The 20,257-nt window shown below is 43.8% G+C and carries 18 protein-coding genes; 7 read left to right on the forward strand and 11 right to left on the reverse strand.

The features are described from left to right. The first annotated feature begins 2 nt into the window (after positions 1-2). Positions 3-326, forward strand: coding sequence for a proton-translocating transhydrogenase family protein (locus AC07E5_RS02825; RefSeq protein WP_004974924.1), 324 nt, complete (start codon positions 3-5; stop codon positions 324-326). Between the two features lie 3 nt (positions 327-329). Beyond that, positions 330-1,775 carry an NAD(P)(+) transhydrogenase (Re/Si-specific) subunit beta gene (locus AC07E5_RS02830; RefSeq protein ID WP_004974925.1) on the forward strand — a complete coding sequence of 482 codons (1,446 nt, stop codon included), beginning with the start codon at positions 330-332 and terminating at the stop codon, positions 1,773-1,775. A 281-nt stretch (positions 1,776-2,056) separates the two neighbouring features. On the opposite strand, the gene rsfS is transcribed toward AC07E5_RS02830, so the two are convergent. The 5 genes from rsfS to AC07E5_RS02855 form a co-directional block, all read right to left on the reverse strand. Further along, a complete protein-coding gene (rsfS, locus tag AC07E5_RS02835) occupies positions 2,057-2,458 on the reverse strand; it encodes a ribosome silencing factor (protein ID WP_004974926.1) in 402 nt (133 codons plus the stop codon). A 75-nt stretch (positions 2,459-2,533) separates the two neighbouring features. Next, complete coding sequence (locus AC07E5_RS02840; RefSeq protein WP_253115727.1) at positions 2,534-3,328, reverse strand: hydroxypyruvate isomerase family protein; 795 nt, start codon at positions 3,326-3,328, stop codon at positions 2,534-2,536. A 45-nt stretch (positions 3,329-3,373) separates the two neighbouring features. Then, positions 3,374-4,240 (reverse strand): NAD(P)-dependent oxidoreductase, encoded by an 867-nt coding sequence (locus tag AC07E5_RS02845; RefSeq protein WP_253115729.1) that lies wholly within the window; start codon positions 4,238-4,240, stop codon positions 3,374-3,376. Between the two features lie 90 nt (positions 4,241-4,330). Further along, positions 4,331-5,116, reverse strand: a complete 786-nt coding sequence (locus tag AC07E5_RS02850; protein ID WP_179995949.1) for a crotonase/enoyl-CoA hydratase family protein — start codon at positions 5,114-5,116, stop codon at positions 4,331-4,333. A 196-nt stretch (positions 5,117-5,312) separates the two neighbouring features. Next, positions 5,313-8,129, reverse strand: a complete 2,817-nt coding sequence (locus tag AC07E5_RS02855) for a GacS-like sensor histidine kinase (RefSeq protein WP_253131850.1) — start codon at positions 8,127-8,129, stop codon at positions 5,313-5,315. 302 nt (positions 8,130-8,431) lie between these two features. Between AC07E5_RS02855 and cysM the strand changes: the two genes are divergently transcribed. The 5 genes from cysM (at position 8,432) to AC07E5_RS02880 (ending at position 14,738) form a co-directional block, all read left to right on the forward strand. Next, positions 8,432-9,364 (forward strand): cysteine synthase CysM, encoded by a 933-nt coding sequence (gene cysM / locus AC07E5_RS02860; protein WP_154320328.1) that lies wholly within the window; start codon positions 8,432-8,434, stop codon positions 9,362-9,364. A gap of 35 nt (positions 9,365-9,399) precedes the next feature. Beyond that, positions 9,400-10,275, forward strand: a complete 876-nt coding sequence (locus AC07E5_RS02865) for a 3'-5' exonuclease (protein WP_253131849.1) — start codon at positions 9,400-9,402, stop codon at positions 10,273-10,275. A 6-nt stretch (positions 10,276-10,281) separates the two neighbouring features. Then, positions 10,282-11,673 carry a 23S rRNA (uracil(1939)-C(5))-methyltransferase RlmD gene (gene rlmD / locus AC07E5_RS02870; RefSeq protein WP_253131848.1) on the forward strand — a complete coding sequence of 464 codons (1,392 nt, stop codon included), beginning with the start codon at positions 10,282-10,284 and terminating at the stop codon, positions 11,671-11,673. Positions 11,674-11,702: 29 nt separating this feature from the next. After that, positions 11,703-14,009 (forward strand): RelA/SpoT family protein, encoded by a 2,307-nt coding sequence (locus tag AC07E5_RS02875; protein WP_004974935.1) that lies wholly within the window; start codon positions 11,703-11,705, stop codon positions 14,007-14,009. Positions 14,010-14,084: 75 nt separating this feature from the next. After that, on the forward strand, positions 14,085-14,738 hold the full coding sequence (locus tag AC07E5_RS02880; protein ID WP_104852526.1) for a 4'-phosphopantetheinyl transferase family protein: 654 nt from the start codon (positions 14,085-14,087) through the stop codon (positions 14,736-14,738). A gap of 90 nt (positions 14,739-14,828) precedes the next feature. On the opposite strand, the gene secF is transcribed toward AC07E5_RS02880, so the two are convergent. From secF to AC07E5_RS02910, 6 genes are all read right to left on the reverse strand, one after another. Next, positions 14,829-15,806: a protein translocase subunit SecF gene (secF, locus tag AC07E5_RS02885; RefSeq protein ID WP_253131898.1), complete on the reverse strand. Its 978-nt coding sequence runs from the start codon at positions 15,804-15,806 to the stop codon at positions 14,829-14,831. 8 nt (positions 15,807-15,814) lie between these two features. Further along, entirely contained in the window at positions 15,815-17,710 is a 1,896-nt protein-coding gene (gene secD, locus AC07E5_RS02890; protein ID WP_253131847.1) for a protein translocase subunit SecD, read from the reverse strand. Positions 17,711-17,761: 51 nt separating this feature from the next. Beyond that, positions 17,762-18,091 (reverse strand): preprotein translocase subunit YajC, encoded by a 330-nt coding sequence (yajC, locus tag AC07E5_RS02895; protein ID WP_004974939.1) that lies wholly within the window; start codon positions 18,089-18,091, stop codon positions 17,762-17,764. Positions 18,092-18,194: 103 nt separating this feature from the next. After that, positions 18,195-19,325 (reverse strand): tRNA guanosine(34) transglycosylase Tgt, encoded by a 1,131-nt coding sequence (gene tgt / locus AC07E5_RS02900; RefSeq protein ID WP_004974942.1) that lies wholly within the window; start codon positions 19,323-19,325, stop codon positions 18,195-18,197. 149 nt (positions 19,326-19,474) lie between these two features. Beyond that, positions 19,475-20,095, reverse strand: a complete 621-nt coding sequence (locus tag AC07E5_RS02905; RefSeq protein WP_180062573.1) for a hypothetical protein — start codon at positions 20,093-20,095, stop codon at positions 19,475-19,477. Positions 20,096-20,146: 51 nt separating this feature from the next. Further along, on the reverse strand, positions 20,147-20,257 hold a 111-nt coding region (locus tag AC07E5_RS02910; RefSeq protein WP_179991448.1), incomplete at its 5' end, for a transposase.

Consider the following 20,257-nt stretch of genomic DNA (forward strand, 5'->3'; position numbering starts at 1 on the left):
TCATGGTTGAAACAATTACGATTTTTGTCCTTGCCATCTTCGTAGGTTACTACGTGGTGTGGGGGGTAACACCTGCGTTACATACGCCATTAATGGCAGTAACCAATGCACTTTCTTCAATCATTATTGTAGGTGCGATGATTCAAACTGTTGGTCTACCAATCATGGGTGTAGAAGGCAGTGTCGATTTCCAAACCATTAATGTGGTGAGTGTACTGGGTGCGATTGCTGTGTTCTTGGCAAGCATCAATATTTTCGGTGGTTTTGCAGTGACTGCACGTATGCTGGAAATGTTCAAACCAAAAGCAAAGAAAAAAGAGGGCTAATGCATGGAATTTATTCGTGAATATGCAGACTGGTTCTATTTAATCGGGGCTGTGCTCTTTATCTTAACTTTACGTGGTTTGTCTGGGCCTAAAACTGCGATTGCGGGCAACCGTTACGGCATGATCGCAATGGCGATTGCAGTCTTGACTACATTCTTTGTGGCAGACAATCCAGTTGTGTGGATGATTCTGGCAGCTATGGCAGCAGGTGCGGTGGTGGGTATTGCCCGCGCACGTACGGTGCCAATGACTCAAATGCCTGAAACTGTAGCGTTAATGCACTCTTTAGTCGGTTTGGCTGCAGTTTTAATTGCGATTGCTGCGATTATTCATAACAACAAGTTAATCGAACTTGGTCCAGACTTGTTGGCTGCAAATGGCATTACTTTCCATGAAATGAGCAAAGTTCATTTATTTGAATTGTTTGTGGGCTGTTTCGTGGGGGCGATTACCTTTACCGCATCTGTTTTTGCATACGGTAAATTGGCGGCAAAGAAATGGGCAAAAACTATTTCGGGTGCATGGGTAAAACCTGTTCAGGCGTTAATTTTCCTTGCCATGCTCGGTTTTGGGATTCACTTCTTCCTGAGCGGCAACATGACTTCATTCTGGGCAATGACAGGTTTAGCATTGGCATTCGGTTGGGTATGGATTGCACCAGTGGGTGGTGGTGACATGCCAGTTGTGGTGTCATTGTTGAACTCGTTCTCAGGTTGGGCGGCAGCAGGTATTGGTTTCACACTTGAAAACAACATGCTGATTGTTGCAGGCTCATTGGTCGGTTCTTCAGGTGCGATTCTGTCTTACATCATGTGTAAAGCCATGAACCGTTCAATCATCAACGTATTGTTTGGTGGTGCGATGGGCGGTGCAGCAGCACCAACGGCAGCAGCGGGTGCGCAAGTACAACGTAACTACCGTTCAGGTTCTGCTGATGATGCTGGCTTCTTGATGTCAAATGCAGACAGCGTAGTAATTGTACCGGGCTATGGTATGGCGCAAGGTCGTGCACAGAATGCGGTCAAAGAATTGGCCAACTTGTTAAAAGAGCAAGGTGTAACTGTTCGTTTTGCGATTCACCCAGTGGCAGGTCGTATGCCGGGTCACATGAACGTATTACTTGCAGAAGCAGACGTACCGTATGAAGACATCTTAGAAATGGACGAAATCAACTCAGATTTCCCTGCAACAGATGTGGTGTTGGTGATTGGTGCAAATGACGTAGTTAACCCTGCGGCAAAAGACGATCCAAACTCGCCAATTTACGGCATGCCAATTCTTGAAGCGCATAAAGCACGTACCATTATGGTCATCAAGCGCTCAATGGCAACAGGTTATGCGGGTCTAGACAACGACTTGTTCTATAACGACAAGACCATGATGATTTTTGGTGACGCCAAGAAAGTTGTGGAAGATATGACTAAATCAATCAACGGTACAGGTCACTAAGACACTGTTTCCAGATATGAAGCCGCCTTCGGGCGGTTTTTTTTATGGCTGATGTAAAGTGGTTAATTGAGATCAGGCAGATTGAGTTCGGGCGAGTTTTATAGGATTGGTTTGAAGCAATGTATTGGGTAGGGGATGATATAAACCAATATTTGGTGGGTAGATTAATGCGATATAAAAATGATTAGGGATATGAGCTTCAAAAGATCTGCATTAAAAAAGCGACTTATTTGAAAGTCGCTTATTGTGTATCTTTAAGGCTGCTCAAGTGAGCTGTTGTATTAAGCAACAGACTCAGGCGTAGTGCGCCATAAGCTTTCTAGGTCGTAGAATTTACGTGCTGTTGGTAGCATGATGTGAACCACTACCATACCAAGATCGACCAAGATCCATTCTGCATCACGTTCACCTTCAATACCAATTGGGCGGAAGCCTGCTTTGCGCGCTTCTTCGGCAACATTGTCGGCAAGAGATTTTACGTGGCGAGTTGATGTACCGCTAGCAATCACAATGGCATCTGAAACATTGCTGATGCTGCTGACATCAAGTTCAACAATTTCTTTGGCTTTTACATCAAGGAGAGCTTCATGTACAACTTTAAGACAAGTTTGTACGTCATGCTTTTGGGTATTCATTGCAAGATCGTGAGAATTAGAAGCGCCGGGCGATGGTTCTAAATTCATGGGGTGTATAATTTCCTAAAATTATTCATCGTCTAATATAGCTGTTTTAGCCTGAAATTTCAAATCGGTTTAATTTTAACCACTTTGATTTGAGGGAAAGTATTTGTCTTTCCATGCAAATGATTGATTTGACGCCAGACTTGGGCGGTATTCTGCAGCGATATAGCCTGAATAAGCACTGTGCTGTAACCATTTGAAAATAGTAGTATAGTCTAGCTCGCCTGAATCGGGTTCATGGCGTCCTGGATTGTCGGCAAACTGGATATGACCAATATCCTGAATGTTTTCTTGCAATGCGCTCAGCACATCTTCACCCATCATCGCCATGTGATAACAGTCGTATTGCATTTTAAGAGCAGGATGTTTGACTGCTTCTAGCATCTCTTGAGCTTGCGCAATATTTTGTACTAAAAAGCGTGGCATGTCGGTGCCATTAATCATTTCAAAGACAGGCTGAATATGATGTTGAGTGAGCATCGAGCAGGCCAGTTTTAGGTTTTCTGCCAGTGTGTTTAAGCAAGGCAGTAAATCGGCATCGACAGGTTGTTTGCCTGCCAAAATATTGACGCTAGGGACATTTAATGCCGTGGCATAGCGGATGGCTACCTCTAAGGCATGATGAAATTCAATCTCTTTTCCGGGTACGCTCGCCAAACCATTGCCGCCTTGCATGAGGTCACCCGCAGGAACATTGATTAAACACAGGCTGAGTTGGTGGAGTGTGAGTTGGGTTTGAATCTGCTCAATACTCAGCTCATAGGGAAATTGAATTTCAACATGCTGAAAACCATGTTCGCGTGCAAGGGCAAAGCGTTCAATTAAAGGCACTTCGGTAAAAATCATCGACAGATTAACCGCCAGTTTAGACATGCAGGTGCTCCTTGCAGGCAAAGGTTGGATCAGGAATCAAGCCGATTAAGCTTCGACCTGATGAATAATGGTGGCTAAATCTGCTTCTGCAAAACCCTTGGCTTGATGGGCTTGCAGTTGTGAAAGGGCTTTTTCTGCCACAGGAATCTGTAACTGAAATTGCGCTGCCAGTTGTAAGGCATTGTTTAAATCTTTAGACAGGGTTTGGACTTTCCATTGCACAGGCTTAAAACTGTGAGTTGCCATACGTGGAGTTAAAATCTGAAACGGTTTCGAGTCGGCAAAACCACCCGCCAAAGCAGGTGCAAGTAAACGGGTGTCTACGCCTGCCTGTCCTGCTAAGGCAACAGCTTCGGCAATTAGGGTGCTGTTGGCAGCAACAATCAGTTGGTTGCAGATTTTAGTGGCTTGTCCTGTGCCTGTTTCACCCATACGGGTTACACGTTGTGACAGCACATGATAAATCGGGCTTAATTTTTCGATGGTGTTTGCATCACCCCCTGCAAAAATCACCAAACTACCTTGTTCGGCTCCCGCAGTGCCTCCCGATACAGGTGAGTCAATCCATGTGACCTGTTTGAGGTTGGCTTGCTGCGCTAGCTTTTGGGTTTGATCTACAGACAAACTGGAAAAATCGACAATGACTTGTTGAGCAGTCAAAAAAGGCTCAATTTGATCTAATACAGCTTGGACGGCATGATCATCGGCAAGGCAACTCAAGATCACTGGATATTGTCCGATCTCGCTCAATTGCAGCGGTTTTGCCCCCAGACTGAGCACAGATTCGCAAGCCGCAGGGCTACGATTCCACACCGCGACCTCAAAACCTGCCTGAACTAAGCGGGTTGCCATGCGCGTCCCCATAAGTCCCATACCTAAAAAAGCGATTTTTGTGTCACGATCAAAATGCATAGCGCTGATTCTCCATTTTTGCCTACAGTACAAGTCTGGCTTGAAATGTCAATCTAGCCTTTGGTCAAAGTCTGTTGTGTTTGAACTGAATCAAAACTGACGCGGTGCAAAGGTCACTTCAGGGTTCTTGTCCTTTTTACGTGCCAGTTGGCTATTTTTACCCAGCAATAATTTTAATTGCCAAATTTTTTCTAAACGTAAAGATTTATTTGGCGCATGTTCCATAGCATCCAGCACTTGTTTGGCTGCAGCCAATGCATCAGGAGAGCGTTGTGCAATTTCTTCAGCAAGATCTTGTGCTTTTTGTAAAGGTGTTGCATCTAAATGCGTGACCAAGCCAATTTCTTTGGCATAGTTGGCATCAAAAATACGTGCAGTTAAGGTCAGTTCTTTGGCAAGGTCTAAACCAATTAAACCTTTTAATGAACGGCTTAGCCCCATATCAGGCACTAAGCCCCAACGGCTTTCCATAATCGACATTTGCGTGTCAGGATGCGCGATACGAATATCTGCAGCCAAAGCCAATTGCATCCCTGCGCCAAAACAATACCCTTCAATTGCAGCAATTACAGGTACAGGCAATTGTTGCCAAACGAGAAATGCTTTTTGAAACAGGCTTTGCCCTGGCTTAATTAATTCCCAAGCCGCAAATGCACGGTTTTGTGGATTGTTGAGGTCGGCCAAGTCAATGCCTGCACTAAATACCTTTGCTTCGCCTGTTAAAATTACACAACGTAAGCTGCGGTCTTTTTTAAGTTTTTCGGCAGTCCGCACCAATTCTTTAAGTAGGGCAAAACTCATGGCATTGCGTTTGTCTGGGCGGTTCAGGGAAACTGTGGCGATGCCATTATTTTTTTCGATACGAAGTAAGGTCATGATGTGAGCTCTTGTTTTTACTGGGCAAAGCATAACATGGGCAGCAGTGCGATAAATGACAGCAGAGTCACGGCAAAGCCTTGCGACCTTGCCTTTGATTACGTGACTTTTTTTTGTGAATAGTGCTGGGTGAGTCGTGCTTACAAACTGTATCTTCTCGTTGAGGCGTTCGCGGTGAATGTTACTTTGATGTTGGCTAACTCACCGCATTATGTTTGGTAAAAATGTGTTCTGCTGCATGTTCAACTTGCTGTATACAGGTTTGTAATTCCTGATAACGGTTTAAGACCTCTTGCACAAACAGATCATCGGCTTTACGACGTTCTTTACGTAAGGTCGAAACAAACTGTTCAAATGAGCCTGTTACTTCTTGCAGGTTCGGTGTGCCAACATAGCGGGTCGCACCATACAGACGATGCAACACATGCTCGAGTTGTGGGAAATCTTCCAGTTCAATCAGCTGTTCAATTTCATGTAATTCTGTGGCAAAGCTATCCACTAGCATTTTCAGTAAATCCACTGCAAGGTCTTCTTTGTTGGCTGCCAGCATTAGGCTTTGTTGCCAATCCAACACCTGTGGATCTAGCGCTTCAATCACAATGGCTTTATCGACTGCAGATGGCTTATTAAAACTTTGCGTGGTCCAATGGGTTAAAATTTGGATGATTTGTTCAATCTGAATCGGTTTGGTGACATAGTCATCCATACCGACTTTGAGTAATTTTTGCTTTTCATCGGCAAGTGCATGCGCGGTGAGAGCAATAATAGGCAAGCGTTTGTGATTTTCCAAAGTTGATTCTAAAGAACGAATCGCACGAGTGGTATCTACCCCCGACATCACAGGCATTTGAATATCCATAAAGATCAGGTCAAATGGTTGCTGTCCCTGTTCGATACGTTGCTGCAAAATTCCCAACGCTTCCTGACCGCTTTGCGCTTTGGTGGTGGTCACATTCAGTTCGCCTAACAAGGCTTCGAGTACAATCAGGTTTGGTAGATGGTCATCCACCGCTAAAATGTGCAGGCCTTTACCATCAAATGATGCAGAATCCTGTTCATCAAAACTGTTTTCATTGTTAAGTAAGTCAATTAAGGCGGAACGACTGAGTGGTTGATACAAAGCCCGCGCACGATATTCATTTAACAGACTTGGGTCTAGCGCCATTTGATAGCCATACACCGCCAAGTTACCTTGATAACGGGTACGGATTTCTTTTAATAAAGCTTCGGTGTCGCCGCTATGATCGACAATTAACCAAGTGTTGTCTTGCAGGTCAGATACATCTTTTAAGCGGCTAAATAAATCTAAAATTGAAGCGGCTTCAATATGTAGCACCGCATAGTTTTCAAGATAATGACGCAAGACATTCGCTGTGGCAGGGTGCGCCAAATACGACACCACCTGAATTTCTTTAAAGTTTGGATGCTGCTGTGAATGCGCTTCATCTACCGCAAACATGGCAGTAAACCAGAAGGTCGAGCCTTTTTCGGTTGGGGCACGTTCCTGATTGTCTTCAAAGCCAATTTGACCTTGCATCAAATGCACCAACTGTTTGGAAATGGCCAAACCTAAACCTGTACCACCAAATTGACGCGTGACCGAAGTATCACCTTGAGAGAAAGACTCAAACAATTTTTTACGGTCTGTGCCGCTTAAACCAATGCCACTGTCTTGGACGCTAAAGTGAATCAGGCATTGTCCAATATCGTCATGTTCTACCCGTGCCCGTACAATAATTTCACCATCGGGGGTGAATTTAATCGCATTGGAAATTAAATTGGTCAAAATTTGCTTGAAACGTAAAGCATCGCCCAGCACATATTGCGGCACGTTATCGGCAAAATAAAAGGCCATGTTGATGTGCTTTTGCGCAGCCAAAGGCGAGAGCATATCCATTACATCAAAAATGGCTTCTTCTAAATCAAAGGGTGCGGTATCCAGCTCCAGTTTGCCTGCATCAATTTTAGAAAAATCCAATACGTCATTAATGAGTGCTAAAAGATGCGCCGATGATTTACGAATGGTCTGTAAATATAAATTCTGTTCATTGCTCAGATTTTCCTGACGCAATAACAGGTGAATAAAGCCATCAATACTGTTCAGTGGTGTTCTGAGTTCGTGACTGATGTTGGCTAAAAATACCGATTTAGACTGGTTGGCAGAAATCGCTTGGTCACGTGCCTGACGATAAGTGATGTTTTGCACTTCCAAAGTATCGAGGGTGCGGCGCAAGTCATCTTCGGTTTGTTCGGTATGTTCTTTGAGTTCTAAAAAGCTGAAATGCAGGCGTTTTACCACATTGGCAATATCCCGCTGCAATAAGCGTAATTCGCCAGTACTGTTAATGACCATGTGTTGATCGAGCGTATCGGCATTCAGGCGTTGTAGCTGCATGCGAATTTCATACATGGGTGCAATCCAGCGTCGTGAATAGAAATTCAGACACAGCAATAACAACAACAGGGTCAGCAAGCCTGTGGCAATTAATACAATCATGACCCGATAACGGGCAATTTGTAATGGCTGATTGTCCAGTTCAATCAGCAACCATGCAGGATGGTTGATGTCTTGCTGAATTTGCATGCCATACACATGATTATTTTTATACAGAATTGGGCCAAAAAAATCGGCATTTTTAGGGAATTTGGGCCATTCGGCTTGGTCTTGAAAGCCCATGCTTAAACGGCGTGTACCAGAAGCATCAATCAGTGCAGTACGAATCAAGTGCTTTTCGTTCATCATGTTTTGCATAAAAGTACGTGCTTCTTCGTACTTCCACGGAAAGCTAGCCAGTTGATGCAAAGCTGCTTCAGATGGCAACTCAAAACGGGTCAAAATCGCAATTGCCATTTGTCGCTGCTGTGCTTTTGCGGCATTCGAGGTTTCAGATAAAACTAGCATCGTGCCGACGCATGCCAAAACCATAATTGGCACAAAAATAAGTGCAATCAGCTGTCCATAAGCATGATTTAAATGTAAGCGCTTAAATAACTTTTTATTGATATTTGACATGGTTAACGCAGTTCAATCCCTATGTTTGGCAGTTTAGCATGCTTTATTTCTGCTGACTGTGTTTTCATCTGTTTGGTGCGAGTGGTTCAGCTGCATCTCGCAATCAATCGGTGTGCATTTTTTTGCATCCATCCCGCAAAAGACAATCTGAAATTGTGTTCATCTTGCCTAGAATTGTGTAGGCAGTGAGTGATGCATAAATTGTCGGCAGAGTATTGCTGTTTTGATAAAAAGCCTGTGAAAAACGTGCAGGAAGGTGCAAATTTTCATACAATAAGCCCACCTTGATATTGGTGCAGACCATGCTTGATACCCAATCAGATTTCCAAAGTGATAAATTTTTGTTAGATCATTATGTGGGCAAAACCCCATTGGTGCGTTTGCAGCGTTTGGCAAGTCATACGCAGGCAACGGTTTTGGCAAAACTGGAAGGCAATAACCCTGCGGGTTCTGTTAAAGATCGTCCTGCCTACAACATGATTATGCAGGCAGAAAAACGCGGTGAAATTCAACCGGGCGATACTTTAATTGAGGCAACCAGTGGCAATACCGGCATTGCTTTGGCGATGGTTGCAGCTATGCGTGGCTATAAAATGCAGCTGATCATGCCTGACAATATGAGCCAAGAACGTAAAGATGCCATGCGTGCCTATGGTGCAGAATTGATTGAAGTGACTAAAGCACAAGGCATGGAAGGCGCGCGCGATTTGGCTTTGCAAATGCAACGCGAAGGCAAAGGCTTGGTGCTGAACCAATTTGGTAACCCAGATAATGTTGAAGCACATTACCTGACCACAGGGCCTGAAATTTGGCAGCAAACGGGCGGTAAAATTACCCACTTTGTCAGCTCTATGGGCACAACAGGCACCATTATGGGTGTGTCTAAATACTTAAAAGAACAAAACCCAGAGATTCAAATTATTGGTTTACAACCATCAGATGGTTCAAGCATTGCGGGGATTCGCCGTTGGCCTGAAGTATATTTACCAACCATTTTTGACCGCAGCCGTGTTGACCGCATTATTGATATTCCGCAAATTGAAGCAGAAAAAACCATGCGCAAATTGGCGCAAAAAGAAGGCATCAGCGCAGGCACATCATCGGGCGGTGCGGTATGGGCAGCTTTAAAAATTGCCGAAGAAAATCCAGATGCAGTGATTGTTTGTATTGTTTGTGACCGTGGTGATCGTTATTTATCGACAGGTTTGTTCTCTGTTCAAGATACTGAATTGTGATATTCATTTTTCTATCACCCATTGAGTAAGATTTTATGCGTTTACCTGTGCTGATTTTCGATATAGAAACCGTTACCGATTTGAAGTCAGGCGCGCATTTATATCAACTCGATTTACCCGAAGCAGAGCTTGAACAAGCATTAATGAAGTTGCGTCGCCAAGAGGCAGGAACCGATTTTCAGCGTTTGCCTTTGCATGAAATTGTGTGTATTTCAGGCTTGTGGATTGATGAACACGGCATGAAGCTGTTTTCCTTTAGCCGTGAACATGACAGCGAAGCGACAATGCTGAAAAAGTTTTTGTCTATTTTTGATAAGCGTCATCCGACTTTGGTCAGTTGGAACGGTTCGCAATTTGATTTGCCGGTGATTTTATTCCGTGCCATGTATCATGGGCTGTCTGCACCAAGTTTATTTGATCAGGGTGAGATTGATCAGCAAAAACGCTATAACAATTATCAAAACCGTTACCATCAGCGTCATGTCGATTTAATGGATGTGATGGCAATGTTTAATGGTCGTCATTTTCAAAAGTTGGATGACATTGCGTATTTGCTAGGTTTTCCGGGTAAACGTGTAGATGCGGGCTATCATGTTCCTGCATTTATGCAAAGCGGCGAATGGTCAAGGCTGACGCGTTATTGTGAAGGCGATGTCTTAAATACTTGGTTGATTTATTTGCGTTGGCTGCTGCTCAAAGGGCAATTGCTGCTTGAAGAGCATACTTTATGGGTACAGCATACCATTCAATATTTGCATACTCAGCCGCAGCATGCAGACTTTTTAAGCGTGTGGCAGCACAGTTCGCAGCAAACTGAATTTACCCGTACAGATTTTCCTGAACAAAGTGTCAGCACGCCTTCAAATGAATCCGTGATGCCTTTTCAATCTTCCCCATCTTCCGATATTTAGACTGATATGAAACATCGCAGTAAAAACCGTACCACGCAGCAGGCTGAATATTGCTTTCAGGTGGAATCGCTGTCACATGAAGGGCGCGGGATTGCACACTACACAGCTCAGTCGGGTCATCCAGCCGAGAAGCAGGGGAAAACAGTTTTTATAGAGGGCGCATTGCCTGGTGAAACAGTACGCGCCAAAATTACGCATAGTAACAAACGCTTAGAAGAAGCCGAGTGTCTAGAAGTACTGGGTGAGCCTTCGGCATTACGGGTTACGCCGCCGTGTCCGCATTATCAGCGTTGCGGTGGTTGTAGCATGCAGCATATTCAGTTGGATGAGCAGATTCATCTCAAACAACAGGTGTTGCAGTCGCATCTGCAACATTTTGCGCAAATTCAGCCTGAAGAATGGTTAGCGCCTTTGCGTTCACAGCGTGAAGATTATCGCCGTAAAGCCCGTGTTGGGGTGCGTTATATTGCCAGTCAAGACAAATTGGTGGTCGGTTTTCGTGAGCGTAATAGCAATAAATTGACCTCAATTGACCGCTGTATGGTGTTGGATCAGGCATTTGGTTCGTTAACACGAATCAAGCAGCTACTCCAAAGTCTAACAGGCAAGGCCCATATTGGTCATATAGAATTGGCGATGGGAGATCAAGAGATTGCTTTGGTGGTGCGGCATACAGAACAACTATCTGCAGCCGATATCAACCAGTTACAGCAGTTTGCGTTACAGAAACACTGGCAATTGTATTTGCAGCCTGAAGGTCCAGACAGTTTGCATCGGGTTGATGATCCGCATGCAGCAATGCGTTTGCATTATCGTTTAGATGATTTTGATGTGAGTTTTGGCTTTCATCCCCAAGACTTTACCCAAGTCAATTCTACAATTAATCCACAAATGGTTAAGCTGGCATGTGATTTGCTTAACTTAAAATCAGGTGATCGGGTGCTTGATCTGTTTTGTGGATTAGGCAACTTTTCATTGCCGCTTGCACGTTGTGTAGGTGCAACAGGAAAGGTGGTTGCTGTAGAGGGTTCAGAGCAAATGGTGCAGCGTGGTGCAGAGAATGCACAACGTAATGATTTAGACAATGTTAAGTTTTATTCACAAGATTTAACAAAAGATTTTTCGCATCATTCTTGGGCAAATCAAGGATTTGAGGCATTATTAATTGACCCTCCGCGTTCAGGCGCAGAGGAAGTGATGTATTATGTGCCCAAATTTGGCGCAGATAGAATCGTTTATGTGTCTTGTAATCCAGCCACACTCGCAAGGGATGCAGGTGTATTGGTCAAGCAGGGCTATCAATTGAAAAAAGCAGGCGTGATGGATATGTTTCCGCATACGGGGCATGTCGAATCCATTGCCTTGTTTGAGAAAGAAAAGCAAATAAACGATTTATAATATGAAGTACATAGAGGTAGGAGAAGGGTATGGTCACAGTACGTGAACAACTTCCTGGACGTTTAAATGAACTGTCTGAGGAAACGACTGTAGAACATGCCGAGCAAGCCCGACAGGATTTAGCAGAATGGCTAGACCGAGTACGCGGGATTTACGATGGGGCGGCACTTGAACAATTAGAACGCGTTGCCAATTACACCCTGAAAAAAGAGCTGGAAACAGACGTCAGTCATCCATCGCATACCTTATATACAGGTATTGAGATGGCGAATATTTTAGCGCACTTGCATGTCGATGAAGACACTTTGTCTGCAGCCATGCTCTATCGTAGCGTGCGTGAAAATGTCATGCAGTTAGATGAAGTGCGTGAAGAATTTGGTGAAGCAGTTTATGGCTTGATCAAAGGCACCTTGTCGATGGGTAAGTTGTCTGAACTGATTGAGAAAAATAAGCGTTTAGAAGACCATTTTAATAATAACCAGCGTGAACATTTAACAGGCATTTATAAAATGCTGATTTCCATGACGGAAGATGTGCGCGTGGTGCTAATTAAACTGGCAGAACGTACCTATTCATTACGTGAGTTGGCAACCGCTTCCAAAGAACGTCAGGAGCGTGTGGCGCGAGAAATTTTAACCATTTACTCGCCATTGGCACACCGTTTAGGCATTGCCCAACTGAAATGGGAACTCGAAGATTTAGCCTTCCGTTATTTGGCGCCAGACCGTTATAAAGAAATTGCGACGTTACTGAATGAAAAGCGTTTGGAGCGTGAAAACTACATTCAAAACGTAATTGAGCAATTGCGTACAGAGCTGGGCAATAATGGTATTCATGCCGAAATTAGCGGGCGGGTGAAACACATTTATTCGATTTATCGAAAAATGAAGAGTAAAAACCTCAGCTTCGATCAGCTCTATGACATTCGTGCTGTACGTGTTTTGGTGAAAACCATTCCAGAGTGTTACCACTCTTTGGGCATCGTACATCAATTGTGGCGGCATATTCCGCACCAGTTTGATGATTACATTACCAATCCAAAAGCCAATGGTTATCGCTCATTGCATACTGCCGTAATTGCAGAAAACAAGTCGCTTGAAGTGCAAATTCGTACCCTAGATATGCACGAAGAAGCCGAGCTTGGGGTATGTTCACACTTTAATTATAAAGAAGGTTCTAAAGCCACAGACCATTCGTTTAATCATCGTTTACATTCTTTGCGTTCTGTTTTGGAGCATTATCAGGAACGTAACGATGCCAGCGCACATAAAGAAGATGATGATTCTGAAAATTTTGAACAAATCCAAGAGTTTGAAGATTTTGAGAAAATTTATGTGTTCAGCCGTGATGGTGATATTAAAGAATTGCCACGTGGCTCAACGGTGCTGGACTTTGCTTATCATGTGCATACCGAAGTCGGCAATAAATGCTATGCCGCACGGGTCAATCAGCGCTATGTGCCGCTCACCTATACTTTAAAAACAGGCGAGCAGGTCGAGATTTTGACCAAAAAAGACCGTGAACCGAACCGTGATTGGTTGGTGAATTCTTTAGGTTATATTAAGACAGCACGTGCGCGCGATAAGCTGCGTCATTGGTTTAGACAGCAAGACCGCAGTAAAAATCTGGAAGTTGGGCGTGAAGTGCTCAATAAAGAATTGTCACGTTTGGCGATTCATCCAAAAAGTATTGATTTAAATGATTATTGCAATCACTTTAACGTCAAAACAGGTGAAGACATTCTGATTGGTTTGGTGAATGGTGATATTAGCCTGCATGCCTTAATTAATCAGGTCAATCGTCACATGCACTTAGATCAGGATGAACCTGAACTGGTGTTGAAGCCAACCTTGAACCCACGTGCCAGCCATACCTTATCGGCACATGGCATTTTGATTGATGGTTTGGATAACGTTGAACTGCATATCGCACAATGCTGTCAGCCTGTGCATGGTGAAGCGATTGCGGGGTATATTACCCTGAACCGTGGTGTGAGTATTCACAAAGTGGCGTGTTCGGACTATGTGCGTATGATTGGCAACGAACCTGAACGTGCGGTAGAAGCCGATTGGGAAATGCAGCCAACCCGTGGTCAAAGCGTGCAAATTGTGGTGGAAGCCTATGACCGCCGTGGTTTGCTCAAAGACTTAACCCAAGTGATTTTTGCCGATCAAATTAACATTCGTCAGGTGAATACTATTTCTGAAAGTGATGGTATCGCCAATATGAAATTGTTAATTGAGGTTAAAGGCTTGGCGCAACTTTCTCGTTTGTTGGCACGTTTAGAGCAGCAACCAGGGATTATCAGCGCACGTCGTTTGGTGCAAGGCAGCTAAGCGAGCACGCTTTAAAAAACCAGCATGTTTGCTGGTTTTTTTCTATCGTATTTCAGCCAAAATGGAGAAGGGCGGATGAATAAAACACCTAAAAAAATTTGTGTGAATGTTAGCCGCATTCAGCAGATTTTTAGTCCCGATCCAAGTGCTGTACGCAGTGAACAGATTCAACAGCAAAAACAGGCTATTTATCGGCATCGGAATCAATTGCTTTCTGGATACTTAGAACACGATATTCAAAACAGCGATATTGAGCGTAACCCACATGGCAAGCCATTTTTGACAGCATTCCCTCAATTGCAGTTTAACCATAGTCATAGCCGTCAGCATTATGCTTTGGTAAGCAGTTTTGAATTGCTCGATGTTGGCGTAGATGTCGAAGACTTAGACCGCAAGGTACGTTTTGATGCCTTGGCACAACATGCGTTTCATCCCAATGAACTCCAATACTGGCAAGATTTGGAACACGATGCCGACTATTGGTTTCGTGTCTGGACAACCAAAGAAGCAGTGCTGAAGGCATCAGGTTTGGGGATTCGTTTAAGTCTGAATGAGCTAGATACCCGTATGCATCCCAATGCACAGGGTGGTATTTGTCATCATCCACAGATTGGGCATTTTGCCTATCAAAACTTTCGTTTATCAGATTGTATGCTGACTGTAGCGTGGCGAGCAGCGCCATCTTGCGCAGGCTTTCAATTTCCACAGATTCATATTATTCAGCATTAACATCGCAACGTCAGCGCAAATATCGCAATGCTAAGGCACAAAAAAGCCTATCCGAAGATAGGCTTGAATGTTGGTGTCAGCAGAAATGCATTAAGGAATTTCTTGCTCTTCACCTTCAAATTCAGGTTTGACTTGAACAATGAAGTCCTGACGGTTCAAACCGCGCCATAAGGCAAAGGCTGTACCAATGTAAATAGATGAATATGTTCCGACAAAGACACCCACAAACATCGCAATCGAGAACCATTTCAGACCATCACCACCCATGAGCATCATCGCGACTACAACCAATAATAGGGTCATAGAGGTGTGAATGGTACGACGTAAAGTTTCTGTCAGCGCAATGTTTACCACTTCAAGTGGTGTTGCACCACGGATTTTACGGAAGTTTTCACGAATACGGTCAGATACAACAATGTTATCGTTGAGTGAGAAGCCAATAATCGCCAATAACGCTGCCAATACAGTCAGGTCAAATGGCCATTGCATCATGGCAAAAATACCCAGTGTCACCACAATATCGTGGAACAATGACAGTACCGCACCCATTGCCAGTTTGAATTCAAAGCGAATGGTGACGTATACCAACATCAATAACAGCGCTAAAGCTACAGCGCCCGCAGAACGTACGTACAGCTCATTACCGACTTGACCACCAACCACATCTACCTTTGGCACAGTTGCCGTGTTATTTGGTAGTTGTACCGCAGCAGTAATTGCTTTGGTTAAGTCTTCTGCTTCAACATCTTCTTGCACAGGCATACGTACCATTAGGTCGCGGTCTGAACCAAGCGTTTGTACCACAGGGTCGTTAAAGCCTGCTTTGACCAATGCGTTAGAAACATCGGTGGCTTTTACTGGATTGCTATAGTTGAGTTCTGCAGCAATACCCCCAGTAAAGTCCAAACCTAAGTTTAAACCTTTGGTGGCAATGAAGAAGATACTGGCAACCGTTAATAGAATAGAAAGCATCGCCGCAGGCAAAGCAATCTTCATAAACGGAATCACGCGCTCATCATCAGGGCGGCCATATTTTTTTGAAGGCAGTTGAGTATTCTCAGTCATCAGTGATCTCCTTAAATGCTCAACTTTTTCAAGTTACGTTTTTTGCCGTAGATGATTTGTACAATTGCACGGGTCACTGTAATTGCAGTAAACATCGAGCAGACAATACCAATCATGAGCGTCACAGCAAAGCCTTTGATTGGACCTGTACCAATCGCAAACAGAATGAATGCCACCAAGAATGTGGTTAAGTTCGAGTCGAAAATAGTGTTATACGCTCGGTCATAACCTGCCACAATGGCTTGTTTGGGCGAGGCGCCCCACTTAATTTCCTCTCGTATTCGCTCACAAATCAAGACGTTGGCATCTACCGCCATACCAATGGTAATTACGATACCCGCAATACCCGGCAAGGTGAGTGATGCACCAATCCAAGACATGACGGTTAAAATCATGGCTAAGTTAAACACTAAAGCGAAGTTGGCAATCAGACCAAACAGACGGAAGAACACCACCATCCAGATTGCAACCAAAATGAAGCCAATCTGAGTCGACAATACGCCTTTATCAATGTTTTCTTGACCCAAGCTTGGACCAATCACACGTTCTTCGACAAAGTACATTGGCGCTGCCAAGGCACCTGCACGAAGCATTAAGGCCAATTCAGAGGCTTCTTGTGGGGAATCTAGACCTGTAATACGGAACTGCGAACCCAATACCGCCTGAATGGTTGCAGCATTAATGACGACAGATTCGGTATATGGGGTGCGTACTTCAGTTTGTGTGCCAGTTTCATCGGTCACATAGCTAATACGTTGTTTGTTTTCAATAAACAATACCGCCATACGTTTACCCACAGCGTTACGTGTCGCATCTGCCATGAGTTTACCGCCCGCAGCATCAAGGGTAATGTTAACTTCTGCACCGCCTGTATCTTGGCTAAAACCACTCGACGCATTTTGAACACGCTCACCCGTTAAAATACGGCTGCGGTTCAATAATAATTGGCGACCACTGTCCAAAGATTCAAAGGCAAACGCTTCTGTGCCAGGTGGTACTGTACCTGTAGTCTGACCTGTGTACGGATCAATATATTGATCATTTAAGTCAGACACCAAACGGAATTCGAGGTTCGCAGTACGACCGAGTACACGCTTCGCTTCAGCAGTATCTTGTACGCCTGGCAATTCCACTACAATACGGTTGCTACCTTGAGTTTGTACCAAAGCTTCAGCCACACCTAACTCGTTAATACGGTTACGTAAAGTAGTTAAGTTCTGATTGACCGCATACGACTGAATTTCCTGTTTACGGACATCGGTATAGTTCAGACGTAAGCTAGAGCCTTCTGTGGTGGCTACAGCTTGCTGTGTGTATTCATTGCCGTTACGACGCAAGAAATCCATCACTGCATCACGGTGTGCATTATTGGCAAACTGTAGGGTGATGGTGTTGTTATTCAGCGAAAGGCTATTAAATTTCAGCTTGTTGTCACGCAATTGACGGCGTAAATCGGTGGCTGAAGTTTCCATACGCTGGCTGATGGCCTTGTCCATATCCACTTCTAATAAGAAGTGCACACCACCACGTAAGTCCAGACCGAGTTTCATTGGTTTTGCACCAATTTTTTGTAGCCATTCTGGTGTGGTTGGCGCAAGGTTCAGTGCCACGACATAGTCATCACCTAAACCGCGACGTAAAGCTTCTTTGGCTTTGAGTTGGGCTTCTGAGGTGTCTAAACGCAACAATGCAGCATTGTTGGTAAAGCTGTTGTCATGACTGGCAATATTTTCTGATTGTAAAATTTGCTCTGCTTTTTGTATGATGCTTTGATCAATTTGGGTACCAGCTTTGGCACCTGAAATTTGAACAGCAGGTTCATCTGGATACAAGCTAGGCAGGGCATATAATGTACTCACCACAAGAACAACGAGGATGAGCAGATATTTCCATGCTGGGTAACGCATTTATTTTCTTCTTAAAATGAAAAAGTCGTGCGTGAGCACGACTCTTTTTGATTAGAGGTTGTTTAATGTGCCTTCAGGAAGAACTGAAATGACACTCGCGCGTTGTACTTTTACTTCTACACCACGGTTCAGCTCTACCACTGCAAAATCACCTTCAATTTTCGTGATTTTACCCATAAGACCACCTGCGAATACCACTTCACTGCCTACGCCCAAGCTTTCAATCAGTGTACGATGCTCTTTGGCACGCTTTGATTGTGGACGCCAAATCAGGAAGTAGAAAATTGCAATGAAGACTGCAATCATTAAAAGGTTAGCCACAAGGCTTGGTTGTTGTGCAGCTTCACCTGCTGCGTGAGCGGTCGAAATAAAAAGGCTCATTTCATTTTCCTAAACTAAAAACTGGCGATCAGTGATCTGATAATAAATTGGGTTTGTTCTGCAATTTACCTTGTCTTTTTACTCAGCGCAAATACTGAAAAGACTAATCTTCAGGACAAGGCGGTACTTCTAGGCCACGACGGGCATAAAAGTCCTGTACAAATTCATCGAAAGTGCCGTTATCTAAGGCATTGCGAATATCTTGGGTAAAGCGTTGGTAATAACGTAAGTTATGAATAGTGCCCAACATTGACCCCAACATTTCGCCACATTTTTCTAAATGAAACAAATAAGCGCGGGTAAAGTTCTTGCAAGTATAGCAATCACAATGCGGATCGAGCGGGCTTTGGTCATGACGATACTTACTGTTACGAATACGCACCAAGCCATCGGTTACAAAGTAATGACCATTGCGCGCATTACGGGTTGGCATCACGCAGTCGAACATATCGACGCCACGACGAATTGCTTCCACAATATCTTCTGGCTTGCCGACGCCCATCAAATAACGTGGTTTATCTTCTGGCATTTTAGCTGGCAAATAATCTAGTACTTTGATCATTTCTTCTTTCGGTTCACCCACCGAAAGACCGCCAATGGCATAACCATCAAAACCAATTTCAAGTAAGCCGTTTAAAGATTCAACACGTAAATCTTCGTACATACCGCCTTGAATAATCCCGAACAGCGCGTTGCTGTTTTGTAGTTCATCATGGTGATGTGTTTTACAGCGTTTTGCCCAGCGTAAAGACAATTGCAAAGATTTTTGTGCTTCTTCATGCGTTGCAGGATAAGGCGTACATTCGTCAAAAATCATCACGATGTCAGAGTTCAAAGTTTTTTGAATTTCCATCGAGATTTCAGGCGAAAGAAAAACCTTTGAGCCATCAATAGGCGAACGGAAGGTCACACCTTCTTCTTTAATTTTACGCATTGCGCCTAAGCTAAACACCTGAAAGCCACCAGAGTCAGTCAAAATAGGCTTATCCCATTTGATGAATTCATGTAGACCGCCGTGTTGCTGAATCACTTCTAGCCCTGGACGCAAATATAAATGAAAGGTATTGCCTAAAATAACCTGTGCCTGAATTTCTTCAATATCGCGTGGCAGCATGCCTTTGACTGTGCCATACGTCCCCACAGGCATAAACACAGGGGTTTCTACCACACCATGAGCAAGTGTTAAACGACCACGACGGGCGCGCCCCGACTGACCTAATTTCTCAAACTTCATATATGTTCCAAATCAAGGCGAAAAAACAGTTCGCTGATTGTTCATGCTAAAAGTGCAATATTTTCCTAGATTCTGCACGGAATTGCCAGTTGAGATACGTTTTCCTTGGTAAAAATTGCGAGTAAATATTTTGTTCAAATCCATTGTGCTTACATGGCGTAAAATTGCTGAATACGTTGGGTAATTTCTTTATGTAAGGCAATTTCACCTTGTTCATGATTGTCCATTGCAGCAACGTGCTGAATTAAACGCTGAATATATAAATTACTGTCAATAAAACTCGGTTCTAATGTGAGCAAATAGGCTTCATGTGCAATGCTCAAATAATCATACGGTTCCACTTCTAAAAGTTGTGCCAGATCAATCAGCAAGTCTTTATCCACTTGTTGTAGTTTGAGCTTGGGTTGTGCGGTGGATTGTTCCATCGTGGTTTGAGGCGCTTTGTTGTGCAGGAATTCATCGAGCAAAGCACTTGGAGTGTTTAGAAATTGCGCTGAGTGGATTTCTACATCGACCTGTTTGGGCACATGAATAAAAAACAGAATTTGGCTTAAATCTAAGCCATAAGCGCCCGATAAAGATTGTTTAGCCTGCTGAAATATATCCAGTAAAAGTTCAAGATGGTTGTATTGCAGCGTGTCATTGGAATTCAGCAGAGGATTGCCATAGATATGTCGCTGTTTAAAATAATCTGCAAAAATATTTTTAAATTGATGCAGACCGCTAGAATTGTTGGCTTGAGTGCGATAACGCCATTTTTCTATCTCCAAGTGAAAGAGGACTCCACCCGTCAGTCAGGGTGGAGGTGAATTTCACAAATTTCAACCTTGTTGATTCTGAATATATTGTTTGATTATTTCCAAAGGCGCACCACCACAAGACCCTGCAAAATATGATCTTGACCATAAAACAGGTTTTGTATAATTCCCTCT

This window comes from Acinetobacter seohaensis (genome assembly GCF_056431365.1).

Excerpts from the sequence above, each read along its gene's own strand:
- AC07E5_RS02825 (WP_004974924.1), top strand. The coding sequence starts at position 3 with ATGGTTGAAACAATTACGATTTTTGTCCTTGCCATCTTCGTAGGTTAC.
- AC07E5_RS02830 (WP_004974925.1), top strand. The coding sequence starts at position 330 with ATGGAATTTATTCGTGAATATGCAGACTGGTTCTATTTAATCGGGGCT.
- rsfS (WP_004974926.1), bottom strand. The coding sequence starts at position 2,458 with ATGAATTTAGAACCATCGCCCGGCGCTTCTAATTCTCACGATCTTGCA.
- AC07E5_RS02840 (WP_253115727.1), bottom strand. The coding sequence starts at position 3,328 with ATGTCTAAACTGGCGGTTAATCTGTCGATGATTTTTACCGAAGTGCCT.
- AC07E5_RS02845 (WP_253115729.1), bottom strand. The coding sequence starts at position 4,240 with ATGCATTTTGATCGTGACACAAAAATCGCTTTTTTAGGTATGGGACTT.
- AC07E5_RS02850 (WP_179995949.1), bottom strand. The coding sequence starts at position 5,116 with ATGACCTTACTTCGTATCGAAAAAAATAATGGCATCGCCACAGTTTCC.
- AC07E5_RS02855 (WP_253131850.1), bottom strand. The coding sequence starts at position 8,129 with ATGTCAAATATCAATAAAAAGTTATTTAAGCGCTTACATTTAAATCAT.
- cysM (WP_154320328.1), top strand. The coding sequence starts at position 8,432 with ATGCTTGATACCCAATCAGATTTCCAAAGTGATAAATTTTTGTTAGAT.
- AC07E5_RS02865 (WP_253131849.1), top strand. The coding sequence starts at position 9,400 with ATGCGTTTACCTGTGCTGATTTTCGATATAGAAACCGTTACCGATTTG.
- rlmD (WP_253131848.1), top strand. The coding sequence starts at position 10,282 with ATGAAACATCGCAGTAAAAACCGTACCACGCAGCAGGCTGAATATTGC.
- AC07E5_RS02875 (WP_004974935.1), top strand. The coding sequence starts at position 11,703 with ATGGTCACAGTACGTGAACAACTTCCTGGACGTTTAAATGAACTGTCT.
- AC07E5_RS02880 (WP_104852526.1), top strand. The coding sequence starts at position 14,085 with ATGAATAAAACACCTAAAAAAATTTGTGTGAATGTTAGCCGCATTCAG.
- secD (WP_253131847.1), bottom strand. The coding sequence starts at position 17,710 with ATGCGTTACCCAGCATGGAAATATCTGCTCATCCTCGTTGTTCTTGTG.
- yajC (WP_004974939.1), bottom strand. The coding sequence starts at position 18,091 with ATGAGCCTTTTTATTTCGACCGCTCACGCAGCAGGTGAAGCTGCACAA.
- tgt (WP_004974942.1), bottom strand. The coding sequence starts at position 19,325 with ATGAAGTTTGAGAAATTAGGTCAGTCGGGGCGCGCCCGTCGTGGTCGT.